Source organism: Gilliamella sp. App4-10 (assembly GCF_001690495.1).
In the GTDB taxonomy this organism is placed as follows: Bacteria; Pseudomonadota; Gammaproteobacteria; order Enterobacterales; family Orbaceae; genus Gilliamella; species Gilliamella apicola_G.
In genome coordinates, this window is record NZ_LZGS01000002.1 from 33592 (window position 1) to 59091 (window position 25500).

Annotated in this window: 21 protein-coding genes and 1 riboswitch; of the genes, 13 read left to right on the forward strand and 8 right to left on the reverse strand. The window is 35.3% G+C overall.

The window, feature by feature from the left end; translation table 11 throughout:
• Window positions 1-79: 79 nt before the first annotated feature.
• Together rluB and A9G23_RS00720 are read left to right on the forward strand one after the other, a co-directional pair.
• A complete protein-coding gene (gene rluB, locus A9G23_RS00715; protein WP_065585879.1) occupies window positions 80-988 on the forward strand; it encodes a 23S rRNA pseudouridine(2605) synthase RluB in 909 nt (302 codons plus the stop codon).
• Window positions 989-1597: 609 nt separating this feature from the next.
• Window positions 1598-2986 (forward strand): hypothetical protein, encoded by a 1389-nt coding sequence (locus A9G23_RS00720; RefSeq protein WP_065585797.1) that lies wholly within the window; start codon window positions 1598-1600, stop codon window positions 2984-2986.
• Between the two features lie 144 nt (window positions 2987-3130).
• Here the strand turns inward: A9G23_RS00720 and A9G23_RS00725 are convergent, their stop codons facing one another.
• On the reverse strand, window positions 3131-4147 hold the full coding sequence (locus A9G23_RS00725; RefSeq protein ID WP_218059453.1) for an amidohydrolase family protein: 1017 nt from the start codon (window positions 4145-4147) through the stop codon (window positions 3131-3133).
• Window positions 4148-4578: 431 nt separating this feature from the next.
• On the opposite strand from A9G23_RS00725, the gene A9G23_RS00730 reads away from it, so the two are divergent.
• Window positions 4579-4869 (forward strand): putative quinol monooxygenase, encoded by a 291-nt coding sequence (locus A9G23_RS00730; protein ID WP_065585798.1) that lies wholly within the window; start codon window positions 4579-4581, stop codon window positions 4867-4869.
• 70 nt (window positions 4870-4939) lie between these two features.
• Here A9G23_RS00730 and argS read toward each other — a convergent pair whose 3' ends face one another.
• The gene (gene argS, locus A9G23_RS00735; RefSeq protein WP_065585799.1) at window positions 4940-6673 is read right to left on the reverse strand and encodes an arginine--tRNA ligase; all 1734 of its coding nucleotides are present in this window, start codon (window positions 6671-6673) and stop codon (window positions 4940-4942) included.
• Window positions 6674-7271: 598 nt separating this feature from the next.
• Window positions 7272-7380: riboswitch (TPP riboswitch) on the forward strand.
• Window positions 7381-7419: 39 nt separating this feature from the next.
• Here argS and thiB point away from each other — a divergent pair.
• The 9 genes from thiB (at window position 7420) to dinB (ending at window position 13751) form a co-directional block, all read left to right on the forward strand.
• The gene (gene thiB, locus A9G23_RS00740) at window positions 7420-8415 is read left to right on the forward strand and encodes a thiamine ABC transporter substrate binding subunit (RefSeq protein ID WP_065585800.1); all 996 of its coding nucleotides are present in this window, start codon (window positions 7420-7422) and stop codon (window positions 8413-8415) included.
• A gap of 14 nt (window positions 8416-8429) precedes the next feature.
• Window positions 8430-10007, forward strand: a complete 1578-nt coding sequence (gene thiP / locus A9G23_RS00745) for a thiamine/thiamine pyrophosphate ABC transporter permease (protein ID WP_065585801.1) — start codon at window positions 8430-8432, stop codon at window positions 10005-10007.
• Window positions 9985-10686: a thiamine ABC transporter ATP-binding protein ThiQ gene (gene thiQ, locus A9G23_RS00750; RefSeq protein WP_065585802.1), complete on the forward strand. Its 702-nt coding sequence runs from the start codon at window positions 9985-9987 to the stop codon at window positions 10684-10686. The genes thiP and thiQ overlap by 23 nt, the downstream gene beginning before the upstream one ends.
• A gap of 353 nt (window positions 10687-11039) precedes the next feature.
• A complete protein-coding gene (locus tag A9G23_RS11570; protein ID WP_218058702.1) occupies window positions 11040-11450 on the forward strand; it encodes a phosphoethanolamine transferase CptA in 411 nt (136 codons plus the stop codon).
• A gap of 29 nt (window positions 11451-11479) precedes the next feature.
• Window positions 11480-11716: a phosphoethanolamine transferase CptA gene (locus A9G23_RS11575; protein WP_218058703.1), complete on the forward strand. Its 237-nt coding sequence runs from the start codon at window positions 11480-11482 to the stop codon at window positions 11714-11716.
• Entirely contained in the window at window positions 11664-11933 is a 270-nt protein-coding gene (locus A9G23_RS11580; RefSeq protein WP_218058704.1) for a sulfatase-like hydrolase/transferase, read from the forward strand. Before A9G23_RS11575 ends, A9G23_RS11580 begins: the two co-directional genes overlap by 53 nt.
• Before the next feature lie 301 nt (window positions 11934-12234).
• Complete coding sequence (locus A9G23_RS11785; protein ID WP_442899753.1) at window positions 12235-12351, forward strand: hypothetical protein; 117 nt, start codon at window positions 12235-12237, stop codon at window positions 12349-12351.
• Between the two features lie 3 nt (window positions 12352-12354).
• Window positions 12355-12612, forward strand: a complete 258-nt coding sequence (locus A9G23_RS11590; protein ID WP_218058706.1) for a phosphoethanolamine transferase CptA — start codon at window positions 12355-12357, stop codon at window positions 12610-12612.
• 83 nt (window positions 12613-12695) lie between these two features.
• Window positions 12696-13751 (forward strand): DNA polymerase IV, encoded by a 1056-nt coding sequence (gene dinB / locus A9G23_RS00760; protein WP_065585803.1) that lies wholly within the window; start codon window positions 12696-12698, stop codon window positions 13749-13751.
• Window positions 13752-13828: 77 nt separating this feature from the next.
• Here the strand turns inward: dinB and A9G23_RS00765 are convergent, their stop codons facing one another.
• Entirely contained in the window at window positions 13829-15268 is a 1440-nt protein-coding gene (locus A9G23_RS00765) for a 6-phospho-beta-glucosidase (protein WP_065585804.1), read from the reverse strand.
• Between the two features lie 13 nt (window positions 15269-15281).
• A complete protein-coding gene (locus A9G23_RS00770) occupies window positions 15282-17171 on the reverse strand; it encodes a glucose PTS transporter subunit IIA (RefSeq protein ID WP_065585805.1) in 1890 nt (629 codons plus the stop codon).
• A gap of 176 nt (window positions 17172-17347) precedes the next feature.
• Here A9G23_RS00770 and A9G23_RS00775 point away from each other — a divergent pair, with 176 nt between their 5' ends.
• Complete coding sequence (locus A9G23_RS00775) at window positions 17348-18052, forward strand: GntR family transcriptional regulator (RefSeq protein WP_065585806.1); 705 nt, start codon at window positions 17348-17350, stop codon at window positions 18050-18052.
• An 85-nt stretch (window positions 18053-18137) separates the two neighbouring features.
• Here A9G23_RS00775 and A9G23_RS00780 read toward each other — a convergent pair whose 3' ends face one another.
• Genes A9G23_RS00780 through A9G23_RS00795 form a run of 4 tightly spaced genes read right to left on the reverse strand, consistent with a single transcriptional unit; the run spans window position 18138 to window position 25140 of the window.
• Window positions 18138-21239 (reverse strand): type I restriction endonuclease subunit R, encoded by a 3102-nt coding sequence (locus tag A9G23_RS00780; protein WP_065585807.1) that lies wholly within the window; start codon window positions 21237-21239, stop codon window positions 18138-18140.
• A gap of 12 nt (window positions 21240-21251) precedes the next feature.
• Window positions 21252-22352, reverse strand: coding sequence for an AAA family ATPase (locus A9G23_RS00785; protein ID WP_065585808.1), 1101 nt, complete (start codon window positions 22350-22352; stop codon window positions 21252-21254).
• 20 nt (window positions 22353-22372) lie between these two features.
• Entirely contained in the window at window positions 22373-23587 is a 1215-nt protein-coding gene (locus tag A9G23_RS00790) for a restriction endonuclease subunit S (RefSeq protein ID WP_065585882.1), read from the reverse strand.
• An 11-nt stretch (window positions 23588-23598) separates the two neighbouring features.
• Complete coding sequence (locus A9G23_RS00795) at window positions 23599-25140, reverse strand: type I restriction-modification system subunit M (protein ID WP_065585881.1); 1542 nt, start codon at window positions 25138-25140, stop codon at window positions 23599-23601.
• Window positions 25141-25500 lie beyond the last annotated feature (360 nt).

Genomic DNA, 25500 nt, shown 5'->3' on the forward strand with positions numbered 1-25500 from the left:
AAATAGCAAATCTGCATTCCCACAACGAGGCAAAAAGTTAACTAGTCTTAAAGCTAAAGAAAGCCAATCTTATGAGAAAATGAAAGCGTCAAGTACACCAACTGTGACTCGCAAGACTTCGGCACATGATAATACTGAAAAACTACAAAAAGTCTTAGCCAATTTAGGTAATGGATCACGCCGCGAAATTGAAGCCATGATTATAGCCGGTAAAATCAGTGTAGACGGTAAAATTGCCACTTTAGGTGATCGTGTTGATGTGAATGCAAACCCTAAAATACGTATCAACGGGCACTTGGTTCAGCTTCGTAGCAAAGAAAAAGAAATTTGTCGCGTGCTCGCTTATTACAAACCGGAAGGCGAAATTTGCTCTCGCCATGATCCACAAGGTCGGGCCACTGTTTTTGAACGTTTGCCTAGATTAAAAAATGCTCGCTGGGTAAATATTGGCAGACTTGATATTAATACATCGGGTTTATTATTATTTACAACAGATGGTGAATTAGCTAATCGCTTAATGCATCCAAGGCACGAAATTGAGCGCGAATATGCTGTGCGTGTATTTGGTAATGTGACTGATCAGCAGATTAATCAGCTCCGTAAAGGAATACAACTAGAAGATGGCCCAGCCTCATTTCAATCAATAAAAGCGCAAGGCGGAGATGGGCTTAACCAATGGTTTAATGTTGTGATAACTGAAGGACGTAATCGCGAAGTGCGCAGAATGTGGGAAGCTATCGAGGTGCAAGTTAGCCGATTATTGCGTATTCGTTATGGCAATATCACTTTACCTAAAGGATTATCGCGTGGAACTTGGATGGAACTGGGCATTGACTCAGTCAATTACTTACGTGAACTAGTCGGTTTACCACCAGAAGCCAAAAGCTTTACAACAAGTTCATCCTCTGACAAACGAATAGTAAGACCTAAGCGTGTAAAATTTAATCAACAGACTAAAACTACTCGTCAAAAAGCAACCCGAAAATAACCTTTATAGATAGGAAAATGCCGAGTGGTTTACACGTCAAGATTAAAATAATTTGTTAAAAACTCATAAGGCGTTTTTATCCAAAATCGCTTTATGTGTTTTAATCTTATTATAAAAGTAAATAAATTGCTTAAACTTTTGTTGGCAAGCGGTTTTTTTGAATGCTTGATTGATACGTTGTTTATTACACGTTTTACCCCATAGCCACTACCAATTCTTAATTGCGAAACGGTATAGAATCCTGAATATTTTTTACAAAAAATCTAACCTAAAAAGCGAATATTTAGCTTGCTGTCTTAGTTTAACTTCAATCGAGCTTTTTTAGCAGGATATAAATGGTCGGACGCTTGACCATAAAGCGTTTAGCCAATTAGATGACAGTGATTTTTCTTTATGATATCAGCGCCATATCGCTTGTCTGTGATATGGCGTTAGTTTGTTTTAAAGATGATTAATCTGTTGATCTGCTTTAGCAAAAAAAGTTAATAAATTAGAGCAAATTTATAATAAACTCACCAACCTGCTTATTAATTAAGCTCAATTAAAACTGTTTTTATCTTAATGAATAGATGAACGAGCACAAAACGAAAATGAATTGAAAGGAAAATTATGCGTATAATCATAGCTGTTTTTTTTATGTTTTTATTAACTGCTTGCCATACACGTACAGCAGAAGATGCTTATAAAGAAGGAAAATATTTAGAAAGTATCAACCTATTGGGTGACAGTATTGAGGACAAAGGTCCTGCTGAATTTGGAAAACAAGATATACAACGACTGCAAAATATCGTCAATAGCGTTATGCAACATTACGAAACAAGCCTTTTAAACGCCAATAACTTTGATTATGCCACACGAATAAAATGCTACGAAAATCTATTAGCTATGAAAATGCGATTAACTGATCGTTTTTATAGTCAAGAAATCAGTTTTTTTGATAACAAATATGACGTGACTCAATTACAACAAAATATAGCTAAAGAATACTATAATTATGGCAATTCAATCACTGGCACCGACAGCGAAAGTTATAGAATAAGAGCCGATTTATATGGAAAAGGGCTTGAGCAATACAACTATAAAAATATTGAAAGCTTGTACAAAAATGCCAATAAAAAATATAGGCAACTTGCGGCTAAAGAGTATTATGATCAAGGAAAAATGTTCGAACAGCAAGGTAACTACAAAGCCGCAGCCGATGCCTTTAATAATGCATCGGCGGTCTATGAACCGCTTGGTAAGTACAAAGATAGTGATAAACGTTCTATTGATAATGATAGAAAATACTGTACTCAGCAAGCAGAAAATGCTTATGAGCAAGCTCAACAACTAGCAAAGACTGCAACACATCGTTACCAATTTCGTGAAATTGCTAGATATTACGCTTCAGCTGCTTCTGCTTATCGTCAATACGGATCATTTCGTGATGCAAATTCACAAGCAGATAATTATGCCAAAAAAGGGAAAATTAAAGTTTATTATAATTCTTCAGAATTAAAATCTTTTGTATTAGATCTATTAAGTAAAGACTTTATAGAATTTGTTACTTATCATCCAAGTCAAGCTGATGTCACAATTCGCATTACGACAAACGTTGAATTTTCTGATCTTGGGGAATCAGTTAACAATGAAACCAAAACCGAAAAAGTCTTTGATAAATTTGTTGAAGTGTCTGATGAAAACGGTAATAAAAAGCAAGTTAAAACCTACAAAGATCAGCAATTTAATTTAAAAACGGTGACGCATAGCAATAAATTAACCTTGACCACTGAAATTGAGGTTCACGGCGTCTATAGTTACAGTAAAAAATTTGACATAGTTCAAACATCAGCAAAACATGATTATATCTATTCTGGTAATGTGCCATCAAATTTGCGTAATCACAGTAAAGGAACATTACAAAGCAAAGATAGCTTGCTTCAAGCAGCAAAAGAACAGCAATTAACCGAAGTAAAATCAAGGTTTGAGGATATTATTAGCGATCTTTCATATTTATAACTAATTGAAGTTTATATTGAATTTTTTAGAAAAGATAATCTAATCACATCCGTGTGCATAGTATTTATATGCAAAGCAAAAATAAAATTCCACAAACAACAGTATTTATTGTTTGTGGGGTTTTTATTTAATATAGATGATTAACTATTCAATCCCAAGTACCATTCGTCCATTTTTGGTTGCCACATTAACGACATTATCTAAATCAGTATAACGACATCCGGTTACTAACAATTTAAGTTCTTCCCACATATTGCCAGTTGAAAATGGCAACATATAATCGCTGACGTTATCTGTACCGATTGCAACAGGAATACCTGCTGTGGCAAGTTCATCAACTGGGGTGAGTGAGTTACGAGTAGGGCCTTGTTCTTCGCGGCGTGGGCTATCGATCCAAGCAAATGGGCAGGCAATTACCATCATTTTTGCTTCTTGCATTTTTTTATAGAGTTTTTGGCGATATTCTAAACTGTGGGCTGTGATCGAAATACTATGAATGGCAACAACGCGACCATGCATACCATATTCAAGGGTTTTATCGGTAAGTTGTTCCGTTTCGATCTCATCTTGAGAATTAAACTGGTCAACATGTACGTGCACCATTTTGCCTAATGATTTACCCGTTTGCATTAGCACATCAAGATGTTTCAGTCCCATCCCTTCACCATGATCGCGCTCATCACGACGTGGTAAACCGCCAATAATATCAACTAAATCAGCGCCTTTATCGAACCAATAACGAGCCTCTTTATCGATAACGCCTTTAAGTGTTTGATTGACTAATTTTATGGTGATGTCATTTTTATAGGTTTCGCGTGCTCTTAACGCCCCTTTAATGGCTCGCTCTTGCGCGATAGGGTCAATATCAACAAACGATCCCATTGCACTCACCCCTTGCTCAATCATCCGCTCAACCGCCATACTAAAATGGCGATAGTAATCATCTTCGCTCATTGATGCTTTGACTTTATCTAATGTATCCCATTTTTCAATTAAGGTCTGTTTTTGATAGACATCAAAACTATCAACCGAAATAGTAAAAGCACGATCGGCATGCATATGAGCATTAACCCATCCGCCATTTTGTTTAATTTTATTCATTAAATAGGCTTTTAAACTTTGGTCTCTTGTGGTTAACAACATGTTTTTATGTTCAATCATAATGTGCCTCTACAATGCAATCATTTTAAATAAAGTGGATAAAATCGAGCGCAATAGGCAAAAAAAATCCCCCAAAAAGGAGGATAAAAGTCTTATCAATAATTTTATTGGTTAAGATTATTGATTTACAAGTGTTCATTGCGCTTATACCTTATCGATTAAAAATTGCAGAAATTCTAACCAAAATATTTTTAATAGCAAGGACTATAATTGATAAAATATATAAATAAATGAAATGGTTAAAGTATTATTTTTTAGATTTTCTACTGCAAAAAAAAAGCGTTCAATAAATACAAATTACCCATAAAATAAAAAATTAAATGATAACTTATTATTTAATCATAATAATTGAACGTCACAAAAATGAGATTATTCGTGATACCAAGCGTATACTGTGCTAATCAATTATTCTGAAATATAGGGCAGTTAACATGAGCCAATTAAATATCGTTGCCACAATCGCCGTTAAACCAGAATTTTATGATGCATTTCAACCGATATTGAAACGATTAGTCACAGGTAGCAGGGCCGAAACAGGTTGTGTGCGCTATGAACTTAATCAAAGTATTGATAACCCCAATATCTTTATTGTGATCGAAACATGGGCTTCGCAGCAGGCGATTGATTTTCACAATGCAACGCCTCATTTTGTCGAATTTGCCAACTTTGCTAAAGATTATGTTGATGGATTAGAGATTAATATAGTTAAACAAATCATGTAACTTAAAAGTACAAAATATTAAGTATATTAGCAAAACTGCCACCCATGCATTCACATCGGTGGCAGTTTACTTACATTTTATCAACTGTCTTAATACCTAACATATCAAGACCAATTTTCAGTGTTTTTGCTGTTAAACAAGCCAATTTCAAGCGACTTTGTTTTAAGCTCTCGCTGTCGGCCGTTAAAATAGGGCAGTTCTCATAAAAACTTGAAAATAGCGTCGCAATTTCATAAAGATAAGCACAAAGTACATGCGGCGTACCGTCCCTTGCTACGGTTGAAATTGTATCGTCAAATTGAATTAAACGTGTTGCTAAGGCACGCTCTTTATCGGTTTCTAAACGAATATTACCTGTTAAGCTCGCTTCGGTAATATTCGATTTTTTAAATATCGATAACACTCGGGTATAAGCATATTGTAAATAAGGTGCGGTATTGCCTTCAAATGACAACATATTATCCCAATCAAAAACATAATCGGTGGTACGATTTTTAGAAAGATCGGCATATTTAACTGCACCAATAGCCACTGCATCGACGATTTCGGCAAGCTCGCTTTCAGTTAAGTCAGGATTTTTGCTACGAATTAATGTTGTCGCACGTTCACAAGCTTCATCGAGCAAATCATTTAATTTAACGGTATCGCCAGAACGTGTTTTAAATGGTTTACCGTCTTTACCTAGCATCATACCAAACATATGGTGCTCAAGTTTTAATGATTCTGGCACATACTTGGCTTTATGAACAATAGCCCAAACTTGTTCTAAATGTTGATGTTGGCGGGAATCAGTATAATAAAGAATACGATCGGCATGTAATGTTTCGTAACGGTATTTAGCACAAGCAATATCGGTTGTGGCATAAAGATAGCCACCATCCCGTTTTTGGATGATAACCCCCATCGGTTCGCCTTCTTTGTTTTTATACTCATCTAAAAACACAACAATCGCGCCTTCGCTTTCAACGGCAAGTCCTTTCTGTTTTAAATCGGCAACGATACCCGGTAGCATACTGTTATAGATGCTTTCGCCCATGGTGTCTTCAACGGTTAAGGTGACATTTAAACGTTTATAAGTGGCAATATTTTGCGTCATGGTAATATCAACTAGCTTACGCCACATATCGCGACAATATTCATCGCCACCTTGTAATTTCACTACATAATTACGAGCTTTTTCGGCAAAAATTTCGTCTTCGTCATAATGTTTTTTAGCGGCGCGATAGAATGACTCTAAATCTGAAAGATCCATATCATTGGCATGTTCATTTTGCATCTTTTCAAGATACGCAATTAACATTCCAAATTGCGTTCCCCAATCACCAACATGATTAGCACGAATAACATTATGACCTAAAAACGATAAAACGCGAACGCTAGCATCACCAATAATGGTTGAACGCAAGTGCCCGACATGCATCTCTTTGGCGACATTAGGCGCTGAATAATCAACCACAATGGTTTGTGGTTTCGCGGGCAAAGTGATATTAAGTTTATCGCTGTTTAAAGCAATTTCATTTTGCTCAGCAATCCAGCTATTTTTTAAAAAGATATTGATAAAGCCTGGGCCGGCAATTTCCACTTTTTCGGCGATATCATCGATATCTAAATGTTGCAAAACAGCTTGGGCAAGTTCTCGAGGTGGCATACCTAGTTTTTTGGCAACAGCCATAATGCCATTGGCTTGGTAATCACCAAATTGTGCTTTGTTTGATTGCTTAATTAAAGCGTCACAGTTTTTATCAGCACCCGCCATAATCATGGCTTGCGAAACACGTTGCGTTAATAATTGTTGAATATTCACACTAAACCTAACCGATTATAATAAAATGCCCAATATAATACCGGCAAAGTGACGAATTGTCACTGATCGTAATAAGAGGGCGGATTTTTTATTAAAAAATATAAAAAATTAAGTATAATCGATACACTACTTGAAACGTTTTGACAAAATGCCAAGTTTTAGTTAGAAGTCAAAACGCCTCACCATCTTATAAATGTTTGATTTCACCCAAAAACATTAACGTAAAAAACTTTAATTAAATCAATGTGTTTTCTGATTTTTTTATGGAAAAATGTACTAATTTTTTGTGGCAGCAAAGGTTATTGTAGTGGTTATACTATGTCAGAATGCGCCGATAACTGAGTGAGGTTAGCACGCCAAATAAGTGATGTTTGTCAAAAACGAATCGTAGCTGATATGTCAGAACCAAGCACTGGTGTAGGGTTAAGTTTTGGTAGGTTAGTTTGGTTTGTTTTTGCACATTTAGAGTAGTCAATAGATTTTTGTTTTAAATAAAAATATTAATAAAATTAAATTATTGAATAATTTTTTTTAGTTATAGCGGCTCTTTATTCTTTTTCGTTGTTTACAATTTTAACACTAACCACTACACTAACCCGTGTTCTCAACGGGGTGCCTAGATGGGCTGAGAATGTTAGATAGGCTAACATAACCCGTCGAACCTGAACTGGATCATGCCAGCGGAGGGATTTGAGTTATTGTACTTGCTCAAACCTTTTGTCTTTTATTGCTGTTTTGGAGGCAAAATGTTTTGTAAAAAATTGTTATTATCTTTGGTATTTTCTATCCCTTTCATTGCAAACGCTGCCAACGTAAAACCTACCTTAACTGTTTATAGTTACAATTCCTTTATTTCAGAGTGGGGACCAGGGCAGGCGATTGAAAAGGGTTTTGAAGCGCAGTGTGGCTGTCAACTCGAGATTGTTACATTAGGGGATGGAGTATCGGTTTTAAATCGAATTCGTCTTGAAGGTGATAAAACTAATGCCGATGTAATCTTAGGGTTAGACAATAATCTTATAGAACAAGCTAAACAGGCGGATATTGTTATTCCTCATCAAATCAGTAAACCCGATAATTTAAATACTGACTGGTGGGATAGTGATTTTATGCCTTATGATTTTGGCTATTTTGCTTTTATTTATGATCAACAAAAAATTGGTAATCCACCACGCAGCATGCATGAGTTAGTTGATAATAAAGCCAACTGGAAAATTATTTATCAAGACCCAAGAACCAGCACTCCCGGCTTAGGTTTATTATTTTGGGTGAAGAAGATATACGGCGATGATACCGCATCTGCATGGCAAAAAATAGCTAAAAATACCGTAACAGTGACCAAAGGTTGGAGCGAAGCTTATGGTCTATTTTTAAAAGGTGAAGCCGATTTAGTGCTTAGCTATAGTACTTCACCTGTTGCGCATATTATGAATGATAATGATCATCGTTATGCCGCGGCTATTTTTGATGAAGGCCATTACCGTCAAGTCGAAGTTGTGGGAATTACTAAATTTAGTCAACAACCAGAACTTGCGCGTTCATTTTTGCGATATTTATTAACTCCTGATGTACAGCGTCAATTAGCTGAAAAAAATTTCATGTATCCAATTGTTAATACTTCATTACCCGAAGCTTTTCAGGAAATTAAGCCAGTCAATAAAGCGCTTGAGTTTGATGCCAAGCAAGTTGAACAGAATCAAAAGATGTGGGTACGTGAATGGAAATCCACCATTAGTAAGTAGTTTTATTCAGTACCATGTTGAAATTAAGAACACTACTGCCAGGTATTAGCGCTGCAAGCTTGATCTTAACCGTCTTAGGTACAGCCCTATTTGTGCTTTGCTTGGCTGCTATTAAGTCTAATAATTTAACAGTCTGTTTTGATAGTTATTTATTGCATGTTGTTTGGATAACTATATTTCAAGCAACACTATCGACATTGTTATCTATTTTATTAGCAATATTAATGGCCAAAGCCCTATCGATGGTTGATTTTCTAGGGAAAAGGTTATTGCTACGCATTATGCCTATTACCTTTATATTACCTGCACTGGTGGTAGTAACGGGACTGTTGTCTGTTTATGGGCAACAGGGCTTATTGGCGTGCTTTTTTGATTATTTGGGTTTTCCATTTGTGAAATCTATTTATGGATTAGAAGGTATTTTACTTGCGCATGTGTTTCTTAATTTTCCGTATGCTTGTTGCTTATTTTATCAAACTTTAAATAGGGTGTCAGTTGAGCACAAACAACTAGCTGCACAATTAAATTTTTCGAGTTTTAGTTATTTTAAATGGGTGGAATGGCCTCTATTGCGTCGACAATTGTTCCCTATGGCGGCGCTTATCTTTATGCTTTGTTTTTCTAGCTTTGCTGTTGCGTTAGCACTTGGCGGAGGGCCTAAATATACCACACTTGAAGTGGCTATTTATCAATCTATTCGTGATTTTGATCTGATACAAGCCGTGCTTTTAGCGTGTTTACAGTTGGTTTTTTGTGTTAGTTTTATGAGGTTGATGCAAAAATTTAATTATAACTATAAATTTAATCCGCACGATGTTAGGCAAAATTATCGTTTGCCTGTTTCGTTTAACTTAGTTTTGTCAAGTTTAGTCATTATTGTTATTGGTGGCTTATTTATTTTACTTCCCATCATAACCATACTTATAAATGGCATTTGTTTTTTTCAGTGGTCGTTTCTAACGTTGGCTTTTCAACATGCAGTTATGTTTTCATTGCTAATTGCTGTGGGATCAGCCATTATCGCTATGTTGCTTGCTTTATTATTACTTTATACAAATAGTCGCTTATTGATTAATCGGCAAATAAATTGGAGCAATCGGTTAATGTTAGTTGGTTCGCTGATTTTAATTATTCCAAGCATGGTGCTGGCGTGTGGCCTGTTTTTATTGTTATTTCCCTATGCTTATAATCCCATCTTTGTTTGCACCTTAATGATGCTTTGTAACGGTTTAATGGCATTACCGTTCATATTAAAAAATCTTGCAGCGCCAATGTATGATGTTACTTCCCGCTATTGGGATTTAAGTCAGTCACTTAACATTAATGGTTTTTTACATTTTTATTTAATTGAATATAAAGCACTAAAGAAGTTAATTATCCAGAACTTTGCTTTTTCAGCAATATTATCATTGGGTGATTTTGGTATTATTGCGTTATTTGGTGGACAGTCAGTTACTACGTTACCTTATTATTTATATGAGCAAATATCCCATTATCACTATCAAGAAAGCACCGTAACGGCTGCATTATTGTTAATATTATCTTTTAGTTTATTGGTTGTAATAGATTATGATCGAACTGAATCAAATTAATTATCAATATGATAATTTTAAAATGCATTTTGATATCAAAATCCCAGCAAAAGAAAAGGCCGTTATTGTTGGGCCAAGTGGTGCAGGTAAAAGCTCATTATTAAGCTTGATTGCTGGGTTTATTTTTCCAAACTCTGGGCAAATTTTACTTAATCATCAAAATATGACTCACACTTTGCCAGGAAAACGCCCAGTGTCGATTTTATTCCAAAGTAATAATTTATTTGGTCATTTAACTGTTGAGCAAAATATTGGTTTAGGCATAAGGCCTTGTTTAAAATTAAATGCATCTGAACAGCAAACAATAAATGATATGCTGGCTAAAGTTGGTTTAATTGGTTTTAATGATCGTTATCCCGATCAGCTTTCAGGTGGACAGCGTCAACGTGTTGCATTAGCTCGCTGTTTAATTCAACGCCGACCTATTTTATTATTAGATGAGCCATTTTCAGCGCTCGATCAGGCATTAAGGTTTGAGATGTTAGCGTTAGTTGATCAAGTCTGTAATGAGTTTGATTTGACATTAATGATGGTCTCACACTATCTTGATGATTCGCTCAGTTACTTTTCTCGTTGTTTAGTGGTGAATCATGGGCAGATTGTTTTTAATGGCTTGCCAACGCAACTAAACCAGTCTGAAAATAAGCACATTGCAAAGATGTTGGGCTTTAATTTTTAATAAAAAGTAAGATTTAAACGTTACATAAAGATTTTTATCTATTAATCTGTTTATCTATTATTTCTTTAAAACTCATGGTGAAGTAAGCAAATTATGATTTTATTTATATAAATGTTTGCTGTTAGTTAGCAATTGATATATTAGTTTTTAAATTCAATGGTTAAATATTAAGGTTTTATTAATGTGTTTAGCGTATATTGGGCTTAATTACCAATAACAACACCGATTAATATCCATGCAAAATACAAAAGCAAGCCGTAAGTTTAGCTGGTTAACCCTTATTTTTGATATCTTATTTTTCTAGTGCATTATAGCTGTATATTTTTCTTTCTGGGTATTCCAATGCAATCGGATTGCGTGATTCTATTATCTATAGTTTGATTTGGCTTATCCCTATTTTAATCTTTCCTCACTGTACGCGAAAGATTGCGTCTATTTTGGGGCTGATTATCGGCATTTTTTCTTTGATTTCTGTCGGTTATTTTACTATTTATCGACAAGAATTTTCACAAAGTGTGTTTTTTGTTATAGCAGAATCAAATTTTAGTGAATCAAGTGAGTTTGTTCAGCAGTATTTGAGTATTAAGTTAGTTGCGGTACTGATTATTTATGGTTTGGTGGTGATTTATCTTTGGACCAAAGTTAGACCTGTTTTTGTTAAGATTTCCACTAAATGGATTGCATCGCTGTTAATAGCCACTTATGCCATAATGCCTATGTTTGTTAGTATAACAATAAAAAATCCTCCATTGAAAAAGCTGTAGCTCACTTGTTAACACGCATGGAAACGACGGTGCCATGGCAACTTATTAATAGTTATTTGGCGTATCGCACTCAACTTGGCAATATGGAAGATATCTTGAATCATTTGGACACTTTACCTCCCGTTGAGAATTTCACCGATGCGAACGGTAACGCACCAAGAACGTTAGTGTTAGTTATTGGCGAATCAACAACGCGTAATAGAATGAGTATTTGTGGGTATAGTCGAAATACTACACCAAAAATTGAACAATTTAAAAAAAGATAAAGCGAATTTTGTTGTATTTAACGATGTGGTTTCATCAAGACCGTATACTACCGACATTTTACAACAAGTGTTAACTTTTGCTGATGAGCAACAGCCTGATTTATACCTTAAAACTCCTTCATTAATACATATTATGAAACAGGCAGGATATAAAACGTTTTGGATCACCAATCAACAAACCATGACCAAGCGTAATACTATGTTGACTGTTTTCTAAACAAACCAATGATCAGTTTTATATGAATAACGATCGAAATCAAAGTGCCAGACAATATGACGAATCGGTTTTTGAGCCATTCAAAAAAGTGTTATCCGATAACGCTGAAAAAAGTTTATTGTTATTCATCTGTTTGGTACACACATGAAATATGCGCTTCGCTATCCCAAAAGTAATGAATATGACCGTTTTAAAGATAAGACAAGTATACCATATCTTCTCGATGCCGATAATGTAGATATATAATAGTTATGATAATACAATAAGTTATAACGATCATATCACAACAACACTGTTTAATATTTTCAAAAACAGTCAAGAAAATGGTTTTATGTTATATTTTTCAGATCATGGTGAAGATGTTTATCAAACGTCACTACACGATGTGTTAGGGTGCAACGAGAAGGCACCGACTTAAACTATGTATACTGTGCCATTTATGCTTTGGCAATCACCAACGTGGGTGGCAACGCATCCTAATAACTCTCTAGCCTATGTAAATCGAAAATTTAGTACACAAGATTTGATTCATACTTGGTCTGATTTAGCTGGATTAAGTTATCACTTATATATCTCTGAAAAAAGTGTTGTTAATCCTCATTTTCATGAATCGACTCGTTGGATTGGCGATTCTTATGATAAAAACGGATTAATTGATTTGGATAAATTAACTAAGTAAGCAGTACTGGTTGTTTACACAACTATTTAAGTTATGATATTGTATATTTATACAGTTGTGTTTTAAATATTGTGAAACCATCTATGCGAAAAATTATTCATGTTGATATGGATTGTTTTTACGCCGCCGTTGAAATGAGAGACAATCCCCGTTATCGCAATATGCCTATTGCGGTAGGGGGAGATCCTCGTAAGCGTGGCGTGGTTGCGACTGCCAATTATTTAGCTCGTCAGTATGGTATACACAGTGCTATGTCAATGGCACAAGCTATTAAACTGTGCCCCAATCTTAAAATTATACCGGGTAGGCATGCGGTATATAAAGACGTGTCAAAACAGATCCACCAAATTTTTAGGCGATATACTGAATCTATTGAGGCATTATCACTCGACGAGGCTTACCTTGATGTGACTGATTGTAAGCTTTGCTATGGTTCGGCAACTTTAATCGCTCAAGATATTCGCCAAGCTATTTACAACGAACTTGAATTAACGGCATCAGCAGGTGTTGCTCCACTTAAGTTTCTTGCCAAGATAGCTTCAGACATGAACAAACCTAATGGTCAATATGTGATAACCCCCGATGAAGTTGATAGCTTTATTGAGCGGCTTCCTCTAAAAAAAATTCCGGGAGTGGGTAAAGTCACTGAAAAAAAGCTAGCACAATTAGGACTCTTTACCTGTAACGATGTCGTTAATTTTGATGTCACTAAATTACTCAACCAATTCGGTAAATTTGGGCGAATATTGCATGAACGATGTCAAGGTATTGATGATCGTGAAGTGTGTAATGACAGGCAACGTAAATCAGTTGGGGTTGAGCGCACTTTAACTGACGATATTCATAGTTGGGAAGAGTGTTTATTGCAGTTCGACCCTTTATTTGAAGAGATAGAAAAACGATTAAGTAAAGTGCGTGCTGACTTGTCGATCGCTCGGCAAGGCGTCAAATTTAAGTTTGACGATTTTCAGCTGACAACACAAGAGCATGTATGGTCTAAATTAGATAAAGCGGATTTAATTGAACAAGCGCATAAAGTTTGGTTAGAACGGCGTAACGGTCGTGGTGTTCGGTTAATTGGTTTTCATGTAACGTTAATTGATCCACAAGTTGAAAAGCAATTAATTTTTCAGTTTTAGACTTTTTAATTATAAAAACGAGGATGCCGGCAAAGCCTTAAAACATCCTCATAATAGAATTATCAATTAACGGCTAATTATGATTTTAAACTTGCGCCGTTGGTGCTAATTACTTGTTTATACCATTCAAATGAATCTTTTTTATAACGCTTCATGCTACCGTTACCGGCATTGTCACGGTCAACATAAATCACGCCATAACGTTTTTTCATTTCGCCAGTAGTGAATGATACGACATCAATAATCCCCCAAGCGGTATAGCCAATCACATCAACGCCATCATAATCCATGGCGGTTTGCATAGCTTTAATGTGTGCACCTAGATATTCAATACGAGGTTTGTCGTGTACTTGATTGCCGTTTTCAAGTTCATCAATTGCTCCAAAACCATTTTCCACAATAAACAGTGGTAATTGATAACGATCATACAAACGATTGAGTGTATAACGTAAACCTTCAGGGTCAATTGGCCAGCCCCAATCACTGCTTTTGATATAAGGATTTTCAACCGCATTAGGTAGCGCACCGTTAACGATGTTATCGCGATTGTCATTTTTGGCATCGGCTTTCACAACGGTAGACATATAATAGCTAAAGCCAATGTAATCAACCGTACCTTTTTTCAAATAAACTAAATCTTCTTTGGTAATATCTAGTTTATAGCCTTCACGCTCAAACTCTTTTAAAGCATAAGTAGGATAATAACCACGAACATGAACATCAGGGAAGAAGAATCGTTGATGCATGGCGATTTCTGATGCCATCATATCTTCAGGGTTACAAGAATATGGATAAATTGGCACATGTGACACCATACAACCAATTTGAAAATCTGGATTGATTTTTTTACCAGCAATCACCGCTTTGGCACTGGCTAACAGTTCATAGTGAGCAACTTGGTACAGGACTTCTTGCGGATTTTCGCCCGGTTTAACTTGTACGCCTGAGTTAGTCCAAAAGAAAATAGGGTTACTGGTATCCATTTGATTATTAATTTCGTTAAATGTCATCCAGTATTTGACTTTATTTTTATAACGCTCAAAACACGCAGTGGCAAAACGTTCAAAAAATTCAACTGTTTTACGGTTTCTAAAACCACCATACTGGCGAGCAATATGTAACGGCATTTCAAAATGCGATAAGGTGATAACAGGTTCAATGCCGTGAGCAATTAATTCATCAAAAACGTTATCATAAAAACGAAGTCCTTCTTCGTTTGGTTCAAGCTCATCACCTTTTGGAAAAATTCGGGTCCAAGCGATCGAGGTGCGTAAACATTTAAGACCTAATTCAGCGAATAGTTTGATATCGTCTTTATAATGATGATAGAAATCAATTGCAGTATGATTTGGATAAAATTTACCCGCTTCGATATCTTGGGTGATTTGTCTTGCAACGCCATGAGCGCCTGCGGTCATAACATCAACCACGCTAGGTCCTTTACCGCCTTCGTTCCAGCCACCTTCAAATTGGTGAGCGGCTAAAGCACCGCCCCATAAAAATGGTTTTTTAGTCATCTTTGATTCCTTGTTATTGCTTAATTTTAAATATGATATCATCAATGGTTACTTCTGTTTTATCAGTTAATGAAATGAACTGGTACTGATCGGTATTAACAATAATAATTGGAGTAATCAATGGATAGCCTGCTTGCTTAATTGCGTCAGGATTAAAGCTGATTAATAAATCACCTTTTTTCACTTTTTGGTGTAATTCAATGTGATATGCAAACTCGTTATGGGTCAAATTGACCGTATCAATCCCCACGTGAATTAATAACTCAACGCCGTTATCTAATGTTAAACCAATAGCATGTTTAGAGTTTTCAAATATTGCTGTGACTTCGGCATCAAAAGGCGCATAAACGTGATTATCAGTCGGTTCAATCGCAATCCCTTCGCCCATTAATTTTTGTGAAAAAGCAGGATCGGGCACTTCACTTAGTGGTAAAGCATGGCCCGTCATTGGGCTTGTGATATCAATCTCGTCAAGAAGAACTTTAGGATTATCAATTTCGTTATTGATAGTCTCTTGGTTATTAACGGTATCTTGTATGGTTTCGCCAGTACCCAAAATTTGGAGCAAAATTACCGGTCCAAAAAAAGCGATAAGCGCACCAATTAAGACGCCAACAAATGAACCCGGATTATTAGGACTAATGGCATTAACGATAGTTAATGGACCAGGTAAACCAGCGTAGGCAACATAGTGAGGAGCAAAAAAACCGGCTACAATACCACCACAAGCTGCCGAGATACAACCATAAATAAATGGTTTTTTAAAACGTAAGTTAACACCATAAATAGCAGGTTCGGTTATACCAAATAATCCAGTGATAAAAGCAGATAATGAAATACCTTTCATCTCTTGTGTTTTGGTTTTTAAATAAAAACCAAATGCTGCCCCGACTTGACCAATAACGGCAATGGTTTGAAATGCTTGGAAAGAGTCTTGGCCATATTGCTTAAAGTTTTCAACGATAACAGGTGTGATACCCCAATGTACGCCAAAAATAACAAAGACTTGCCAAACCGCACCAATAATTCCCCCAGCAACAAAAGGAGCTAGGCTAACAAACCAATTATAACCGTTAGCAATGTATTGTGCGCCATTTGCGGTTAATGGACCAACAATAAGTAGTGTTAAAGGGACCATAATGACAAGGCTAAATAATGGCAGTAAAACAGGTTTTATGATGCTGTGCAGGCGAGGTTCTAAGAATCGTTCTAAATACGAGAGTAACCAAACTAAAAAGAGTGGTGGTAAAACAGTTGAAGCGTAAGTTGTTTTAGATAGCGCAATACCAAATAGATCAATTTCTTGCCCAGCGCTTATTAAAGTTGCAAATTCTGCCCATGTTGGCGACAGAAGAGCTGCGCAACAAGCAACAGCTATATAGAGGTTACAACGAAAATGTTGCGAAGCAGTAATCGCAATAAAAATAGGCAAAAAGACAAAAGGTGCCCAAGATATAAAATCAAATACTTTAAAAGTTCCTGTTGATTCTACTGCTGGCAATGCCAATTTAAGTAAGATTAATATTCCTTGTAAAATACCCGATGCGGCTAGAATATAAACAAAGGGCGCAAATACTGCTGACATAGTTGCAATAACACGATTTAAAATATTGGCTTTATCGTTATTAGCCACTTTATTATCAGTATTAACCAGCTGAGTAAACGCATTGTAGACTTTATCAACATGTGTACCAATAACTACTTGGATTTGACCACCTTTTTCAACAACAGTAATTACGCCTGGCAATTTAGATATGTTTTCTTTTGCGTGATCTGGCGTATTTTGAGTAACAAGCCGAAGACGCGTTGCACAGCGGGAAACGGTGACAATATTATTTTCACCACCTAACTCATTTAAAATATCAACGGCCAGCTTGTTATAATCTCTTATTTTCGATGACATCGATTAAGCTCCTTAAATTCAATTTAATGAGCTTATCTTATAGACAATTTCAGAATTGTTAATGACCAATTATATTGTTTGTGATCTAGATCGACTTTTTACACGATTTAATTTAAAACTTCAAATAACCTGTATAAAATAATACTTAAATGGTTTATTCAATATAATAAATGTAAATGGTTAAATATCAGGATGTTGCCAAAAAAATAAAACAGATGATTTATCAACAGCAATTAGCTAAGGGCACCCAACTTGCTAATATTGAAGGATTGATTAATCAGTATCAGGTAAGTCGCAGTACTATTATTAAAGCGCTCAATTGTCTGGAACGACAAGGCATTATTTATCAAGTGCAGGGCAGTGGCATTTTTGTTCGTGAACGAAAAAAAAGAGGCTACCTCAATTTTTTACAAAGTCATGGTTTTACCGTTGATTTAGAAGATGTTTATGGCTCATCGACAGTATTTAATGTCGATACTATCAAGCCCTGTTCCAAAGTGAAAGAAAATCTACAATGTGATGATCAGGAAGAAGTTTATTTTATTAAACGACTACGTTACGTTGAAGGTAAATTATATGGTTTAGAGCAGTCATATTATCGTAAAAAGTTAATTTGTTATTTAAATAAAGAGATCGTTGAAAATTCAATTTTTAATTATATTCAAGAAAATTATAATATTAATATTGGCTTTTCTGATAAATATATGCAAGTGATAAAGCTTGATGCTGAAATGGCGCAATATTTAGGACTACAAGCGGGTGAGCCAGCACTTTGTGTTGAAGAAATATTTTATACCTCATCTGGTGAGCCATTTGATTTTTCAAAAATCATTTATCATTATGAACATGCAAGATTTTGTATACAAAATCATTCAAAGTAAATTTGAGTGATGAGTTATGAGGAAGATGAATAAGAAATCGATCATTCAACTTCCTTTAATTATTAGCGAATTTAACTGTTAACAATTAAATTTTACCACCACCCCCTTTAAATTTTTCAACCAATGCGGCGATTTTTTCAAAAACACGGTTCTTTTTAATTAAATATTGAGGATTAAGTGGACTCATTTTAGGTAGAATCTCGTTCAGCTCTGTACCATTTTCAGTTGCATACTCTCGCTTTAACGACGAGGCGATATAGCGTTTTGTGGCGGCTTCGTTTAAATTTTCTTCTTCTATTAAGGTATTCACTTCGACCTGCAACTCCTGCTGTGCATATAAGAAAAATGCATCAATAATCGAGGCTTTATCTGGAATAGCGTCAAGATCGGTTTGTTTTATAAATTCGACAACTAGCTCCTCTTTAGCGCGATTTTCTAAACTTGATCGAATTAATCGCTGAGCATCTTCGACAATGTCTTGTTTGGTTTTTTCTTGCTTATTTTGTTCATAAATTAGCTCAAGAATATAATCCAGATTGATCTCTTGTGATTTTAATAGATCAATTTCGAAAACCACATCATCCCAGTCAAATCTTTGCTGATCTTGTTGATTGGCTTCTTTTTCTCGGCGTAGCCAATCACGAATATCATTATAAGTTGAACGATAATTTTGAATTGCGCGATCAGTCGGTAGCTTAACTGCGTGCATTTTTTGCAGATCTTCATCAGTCACATAATGCTTGTTTTTAAATGCTAAAACCGCTTGCTCATCAGTCATATCTAATTGTTGGAAATCTTTTAATGCCACAAATTCATCATAATTTTGCAACACATTGTCAGTACGCAAATACTCGCCAAATAATTTAACAAACGCTTTTTTATCTTGGTCGGTAATAATTTCGTCAGGACGTGGGAATTTGTCTTGCAATTCGGCAACGATAGCTAAATAGCCATGGTGCAATTCACCTGAACTTTTATCAGTAAAACCTTCCATGTATTCCTTAAAGCTTTTTTCTAACACCACTTCATGAGTATTGCTTTTACCAAATGTTTTTATTGCATCAATGGTAGCTTGTTCTAAATCACGGAACGCCACAATATTACCAAAGGTTTTAGTGGCATTATAGATACGATTGGTGCGTGAAAAAGCTTGAATTAACCCATGATATCGCAGGTTTTTATCGACAAATAACGTATTGAGCGTTGGCGCATCAAAGCCAGTTAAGAACATGCCAACGACAATTAATAGATCGACTTCTTGATTTTTGACTTTGAAAGACAGATCGCGATAATAGTTTTGAAATTGATCACTACTGACATCAAAGTTAGTTTTAAATATTTTATTATAATCTGCTATCGCAGCAGCTAAAAACTCTTTAGCACTTTGATTTAAGGCATCGGTTTCAAAACTTTCATCGGCAAAATTACCCTGTGCATCTTGTTCTTCATTGGCAGAATAAGAAAATATGGTGGCTATTTTTAATGGCTGATTGGCATTTTTTTGTAATTTTTTGAATGATTCATAATAGAGTTTAGCCGCATCGACACTACTTACAGCAAACATGGCATTAAACCCTTTACTTTTGCCCATTAAGCGGTGGGTTTTTTGTTTAAAATTATTCAAAATATATTGTGTGATTTGCTCAATACGATTTGGGTGGAGCAGTGCTTTTTTATTTTCAGCAGCGCTAAGTTTTTCGAGATCTTGTTCTTGCTCTATCGATTTAAAATTAGGGCGCACATCATTATAGTCAACTTTAAATTTTAGTACCTTTTCGTCACGAATGGCATCGGTTAATACATAAGCGTGTAGTTCACGACCAAAAACATCTGCCGTGGTTTGCGTCCCTATTGCGTTAGTATGCATAATCGGCGTGCCAGTAAAACCAAATTGGTAATACTTTTTAAATTTACGCTTTAAGTTTTTTTGAGCTTCACCAAACTGAGAGCGATGCGCTTCGTCAAAAATAAATACCACATGTTTATCATAGATTGCCAAACTATCGTCGCTTTTCATTAAATTATTAAGTTTTTGAATGGTAGTAACAATAATTTTATTATCGGTTTTCTCAATATTGCGTTTAAGCCCAGCGGTACTATTTGAGCCATTGACACTATCTTTTGAAAATTTTTGATACTCTTTCATGGTTTGATAATCCAGATCTTTACGATCCACCACAAAAAAGACTTTATCAATAAATTCCAGTTCAGTGGCTAACCGCGCCGTTTTAAAACTGGTTAATGTTTTGCCTGATCCTGTTGTGTGCCAAATAAAACCGCCACTTTGTAAGCTACTCCACTTTTTGGCATGATAAGCGCTAATGATTTGCCACAATATACGCTCGGTGGCGGCGATCTGGTAAGGGCGCATAATTAACAATGTGTCATTTACATCAAGCACCGAATAAGTCAGTAACACATTTAACAGCGTTCGGCTGGCAAAAAAGGTGGCAGTAAAGTCTTTTAGATCTTTTATCGGCTCGTTTTTAACATTGGCCCAATTCATTGTAAAATCAAAGCTGTTTTTATCGCGCTTAGTGGTGTTAGCAAAATAGCGCGTGTCAGTACCATTTGAGATAACAAACAGTTGTAAATATTTAAACAGTGAATTATCTTGATTAAAACTCTCTTTACTATAGCGATGCACTTGGTTAAAGGCTTCACGAATGGCAATACCCCGCTTTTTTAGTTCAACTTGAACAAGGGGCAAGCCATTCACTAAAATCGTCACATCATAACGATTTGCATAATTGCCAGTTTGCTGGAATTGACGGATAACTTGTAATTTATTATTGGTGACATCTTTTTTATCTAACAGCTTGATATTTTGGATATGACCATCATCAAAAACAAAATCATAAATATGATCGTGGTGGATTTTGCGACTTTTATCGATCATCGATTCATTGGGTTTATCTAAATACTCTAATACAAAACGTCGCCATTCATCATCAGTAAATTGCATTTTGTTCAGTGTTTGCAATTGCTCGCGAATATTGGCTAATAACTTTGCATGCGTGTTTAAATTAGGTAAATATTCATAGCCTTGTCGATTTAAATCATGAATAAATTCGTTTTCTAAATCCGTTTCAGTCTGATAAACAGCTGCTGTCTCTTCTAGCTTGTTGTAGTTATCTAAAATAATGTAGCTATTGGTTTCGGCAATTGGTTTTGTATAAGTTGTCATAGTCTATTCCAGCTATTTAAAATGATAATTTTCGAGTAAATGATTCAGTAAAAAGGCAACAGTTTGCTTTTCAGGTTCAGAAGGTTCGGAAACCATTTCATTAGATAAGGTTAAATGGCTGGTAAAATTGATAATCCGTGTTAAGTAAAGTTTTTTATCGCCAGGCAATAAGTCTGACCATTGCGGATAGCCTAAAAAACTGGCGGTTTTTTCATATAAGTTACGTAATAGGGTAAAATGATATTTTTCAATTTTATTTTCCTTAACCGCTTCTTGCAGCAACTGTTTTAAATAAAGATGATAGGAAAAACTACGGTTTGAATCGCCTTTTTTCTCTTCTAATGCAAATTTACCGTCCTCAAATCGTCTTAAAATATAACTATCTTTTGAAGTTAATGCATTATAAAGCACATTATAAAACAGCGGGTTATGGGTCGTAATAATAAATTTAATGTCAGATTCACAGGATGTGATTAATTGGGCAATATCTACCGCCAACTGGATAAGGTGATTTTCGTCCAATGAACTAACGGGGTCATCAATAAAAATATAGCGTAAATGGTCAAATTCATTAGTCGAGCGTTCGCTTTTGTCAGTAATATTGCGCTCAGCGATAACTAAGTTAATCAGTGTAAAAAAAATACTCCAAATTAAATTGTTTTCTTCGCCTTTGGAGATTTTAATATTATCAATACGCTGATCATTATCGCCTGCTAGCGAAAAAGTAATAGCAGAAAAATCCTCGTTGAAATGTGGCAGTAATCTTTGGTGAGTATAGGATTGAAAGTAACGAACAATATTTTGGTCTTGTCCTTGGTCTTTTAAAATCCAGTCAGTAAATGAGTTAGGTTGAATGATTAATTGATGTTCACCCTCTTGGTGTTTATCATTATCCCAAGCAAATAGATCTTCAGTGAATGCATTATAGTAAAGAATTTTATGCCGCGTTAAAGCGGCGTTATTTTCTTTATCATCTTTCCCTTGCGACACAATAAAATTTTTAAATGCTTGGGATAAACGCGTTTTACCTGTACCGTTAAAAGCATAAATTAATTGTGTTTTTTTATTGTTTTTATCCAATTGTTCAGCAATATTCCTTAGCGATTTATTCATGTTGTGATTGCCTTATCTTGTTATTCTTTGTCCTTAGGAAAATCTAATAATAAATTGCGATAATATTCATATTGTTTTTGGCGTAATGCAATCTCACGCGGTAAACCCTCGGTGATTGAGTTGGTAAGCGCATCGAATTTATCTAAGATTTCGACAATACGGGCTTGTTCCTTGAGAGGGGGAATGGGGATTATAATTTTTGACATATCAGTTGCTGAAACATCTATAACTTTTGTCCCTTTTGCATATTTTCTTTTCTCACTTGCAAACATTGATGTTTGAGTAAAATATGTAAAATATTTGCCTAAAATACTATTGTTTGGCTTGAAGATTGTTGCATGTCCCCCAGTAACAGCCTGTTTTTTTCCTAAATAGACTAAGGCTTTACCAACATCTTCAAGATTCTCACTGGTATTTGTTATAACAACATCGCCAAAATCAACTTTTTTTAATTTTTTTGCTAATTCAGCTGAAACAAATGATTTAGTTTCAGTAGCAAAAGTTCCATAGTAAGTATAAATTTGTCCATAATGAATAGCTGGCACACCTGTTTCGGTAAAGTCTTTTTTTTGTAATCCATTACCACGAATTAATTGACCGACTTCCCCTAATGTTTTCCACTCAACCTCATCCTCTTTAAAGGTCAACAATTTATCTCGATAATAGTTGTATTGTTTTTTCCGTGTAGTAAGCTCTGCTGTGAGCTCTGCTGTGAGGGCTGTGAATGAGTCTAAAATACGGACGATTTCGGTTTGAACGTGTAGAGGAGGGATGGGGATTAAATATTGCTTTAATTTATTTATTCCGATTATACCTAATCCTCCATTTTTATTTGCATTATTCGCACACCATTTTCCAAAATCATAAAAGCAGTAAAAAAGAAATTTAATTCTAACTCTATTTAAATAAGATTCTTTTAATGAAAAACTAGTTATTTGTTGATTTGTTAAATATGGTACTAGAATCAATGCGTGTTCACCTAAAGTAGCTGTTGTAGACATTAATAGTGAATTAGCAGGAATAAGTTTTCCCTTTACTGCTGATGTCGATATATGTTGTATAGAATCAGTAAGAATTCTTCCATTTTCGCGGATATCTTCCATTCTAAACCAAGGAATATTACCATTTCTCCAATATTCTTCTTTTGCTTTACTTGGGGTATAGCCATTTTTTAAAGTAAAAATATCCTCAATAGTTTTCCATTCCACAGCAGAATTCTTAAGTAGTTTTTTCATAATGCTAGAGTTCATCCCTCAATCTCCGCCACAATTGCATCGATTTGGCAACGTAAGCTATCAATTTTAGCTACCGTATCTTTTATTTCGGCATTAAGCTGGGTGATATCAATCACTTCACGGGTATCTTCGGCTTCAACATACGAACTGACTGATAGATTATAGTCATTTTGCGCAATGGTTTGATTATCAACTGATTTAGCAAAATATTCGATATCTTGCTTGCTATCAAATACTTGCATAATTTCTTGAATATGTTCATCAGTGAGCACATTATTATTGGTCTCTTTTTTAAACAGTTTACTGGCATCAATAAATTGTGTCTTTTTGACGGTTTTATTTTTGGCTAGCACCAAAATATTAACCGCAATTGATGTTCCATAAAATAAATTTGGTGCCAGTGAGATTACGGTTTCAACAAAATCATTATCGACCAAATATTTGCGAATTTTTTGTTCCGCACCACCACGATAAAATATCCCTGGAAAGGTAACAATCGCGGCTCGCCCACACTCGGACAGGTAACTTAATGCATGCATAATAAAGGCAAAATCGGCTTTCGATTTTGGTGCTAGCACGCCAGCGGGCGCATATCGGTCATCATTAATTAAGGTTGGATCATCACTGCCAATCCATTTAATTGAATAGGGTGGATTAGAAACGATTGCATCAAATGGTTTTTCGTCGCCAAACTTTGGATTAAGTAACGTGTCGCCTAAAGCAATTTCGAATTTATCATAGTTGATATTGTGTAAAAACATATTCATTCGAGCAAGGTTATAGGTGGTATGATTAATCTCTTGACCGAAAAATCCATCCTCAATGATATGTTCATCAAACTGTTTTTTCGCTTGTAACAATAAAGAACCCGAACCTGCCGCTGGGTCATAGATTTTATTGACCTTTGTTTGATTATGTAAGGCTAATTGTGAGATTAGTTTCGATACATTCGGTGGTGTAAAAAATTCACCACCAGATTTACCGGCATTCGAGGCATAATTAGAGATCAAAAACTCATAAGCATCGCCAAACAGATCGATTTGATTGTCGGCAAAATCACCAAAATCCAGTTCGGCAACACCATTAAGTACTGCCGCTAACCGTTTGTTTTTATCGGCAACAGTATTACCTAATCGGTTACTGGTGGTATCAAAATCGGCAAATAATCCTTTAATATCGCTTTCTGACGGGTAACCATTAGCTGAGCTTTCAATTGCATTAAAAATATTGGCCAAATCAGTATTTAAACTTGAATTGGTATTGGCTTGAGCTACAATTTTACAAAATAATTGGCTAGGATAAATAAAATAGCCTTTGGTTTTTATTGCGTCTTTTTTAATTTCATCGGTAATGACATCGTCGGATAAAGTGCTGTAATCGATACCTTCTTCACCACCTTCAATATAATTAGCGAAATTTTCACTAATAAAGCGATAAAACAAAGAACCAAGTACATACTGTTTAAAATCCCAACCATCGACCGCACCACGGACTTCGTCGGCAATTTTCCATATTTGGCGTTGTAGTTGATCGCGTTGTTGCGTTCCGGACATTGATTGGGTGTTATTAGAAGTCATATTTTCAAAATTCCTAAATAAAAAATAGGTGTTGCCTGATTAGAAAGTAACTAATTTTTACTTCCTTATTAGTCATTTTATCGCTCACTGTTATAGGTGCTATATCATAGCTGATTTGTTATTAATTTTCTATCTATGAGCTTTGATTTGCTTTATTAAGGTTGATAAATCCAACCTTAATCATTTCTCTGACTTTCATGTATCCCAAAAATTTGAGCTGGTCGCGCTTCTTCATTCTATTGTTGCTTGAAAGTTGTTGATGAAAATCATTCAATATCTTTTAAGAAAGATAGGGAAGAATTTAATTGATATAGGCTATTTTTCTATTGATAGGTA

What these genes read in the sequence shown, in the direction of transcription:
- rluB (WP_065585879.1), top strand. Translation starts at nt 80, where the DNA reads ATGAAAGCGTCAAGTACACCAACTGTGACTCGCAAGACTTCGGCACAT.
- A9G23_RS00720 (WP_065585797.1), top strand. Translation starts at nt 1,598, where the DNA reads ATGCGTATAATCATAGCTGTTTTTTTTATGTTTTTATTAACTGCTTGC.
- A9G23_RS00725 (WP_218059453.1), bottom strand. Translation starts at nt 4,147, where the DNA reads ATGATTGAACATAAAAACATGTTGTTAACCACAAGAGACCAAAGTTTA.
- A9G23_RS00730 (WP_065585798.1), top strand. Translation starts at nt 4,579, where the DNA reads ATGAGCCAATTAAATATCGTTGCCACAATCGCCGTTAAACCAGAATTT.
- thiB (WP_065585800.1), top strand. Translation starts at nt 7,420, where the DNA reads ATGTTTTGTAAAAAATTGTTATTATCTTTGGTATTTTCTATCCCTTTC.
- thiP (WP_065585801.1), top strand. Translation starts at nt 8,430, where the DNA reads ATGTTGAAATTAAGAACACTACTGCCAGGTATTAGCGCTGCAAGCTTG.
- thiQ (WP_065585802.1), top strand. Translation starts at nt 9,985, where the DNA reads ATGATCGAACTGAATCAAATTAATTATCAATATGATAATTTTAAAATG.
- A9G23_RS11590 (WP_218058706.1), top strand. Translation starts at nt 12,355, where the DNA reads ATGTATACTGTGCCATTTATGCTTTGGCAATCACCAACGTGGGTGGCA.
- dinB (WP_065585803.1), top strand. Translation starts at nt 12,696, where the DNA reads ATGCGAAAAATTATTCATGTTGATATGGATTGTTTTTACGCCGCCGTT.
- A9G23_RS00765 (WP_065585804.1), bottom strand. Translation starts at nt 15,268, where the DNA reads ATGACTAAAAAACCATTTTTATGGGGCGGTGCTTTAGCCGCTCACCAA.
- A9G23_RS00770 (WP_065585805.1), bottom strand. Translation starts at nt 17,171, where the DNA reads ATGTCATCGAAAATAAGAGATTATAACAAGCTGGCCGTTGATATTTTA.
- A9G23_RS00775 (WP_065585806.1), top strand. Translation starts at nt 17,348, where the DNA reads ATGGTTAAATATCAGGATGTTGCCAAAAAAATAAAACAGATGATTTAT.
- A9G23_RS00780 (WP_065585807.1), bottom strand. Translation starts at nt 21,239, where the DNA reads ATGACAACTTATACAAAACCAATTGCCGAAACCAATAGCTACATTATT.
- A9G23_RS00785 (WP_065585808.1), bottom strand. Translation starts at nt 22,352, where the DNA reads ATGAATAAATCGCTAAGGAATATTGCTGAACAATTGGATAAAAACAAT.
- A9G23_RS00790 (WP_065585882.1), bottom strand. Translation starts at nt 23,587, where the DNA reads ATGAAAAAACTACTTAAGAATTCTGCTGTGGAATGGAAAACTATTGAG.
- A9G23_RS00795 (WP_065585881.1), bottom strand. Translation starts at nt 25,140, where the DNA reads ATGTCCGGAACGCAACAACGCGATCAACTACAACGCCAAATATGGAAA.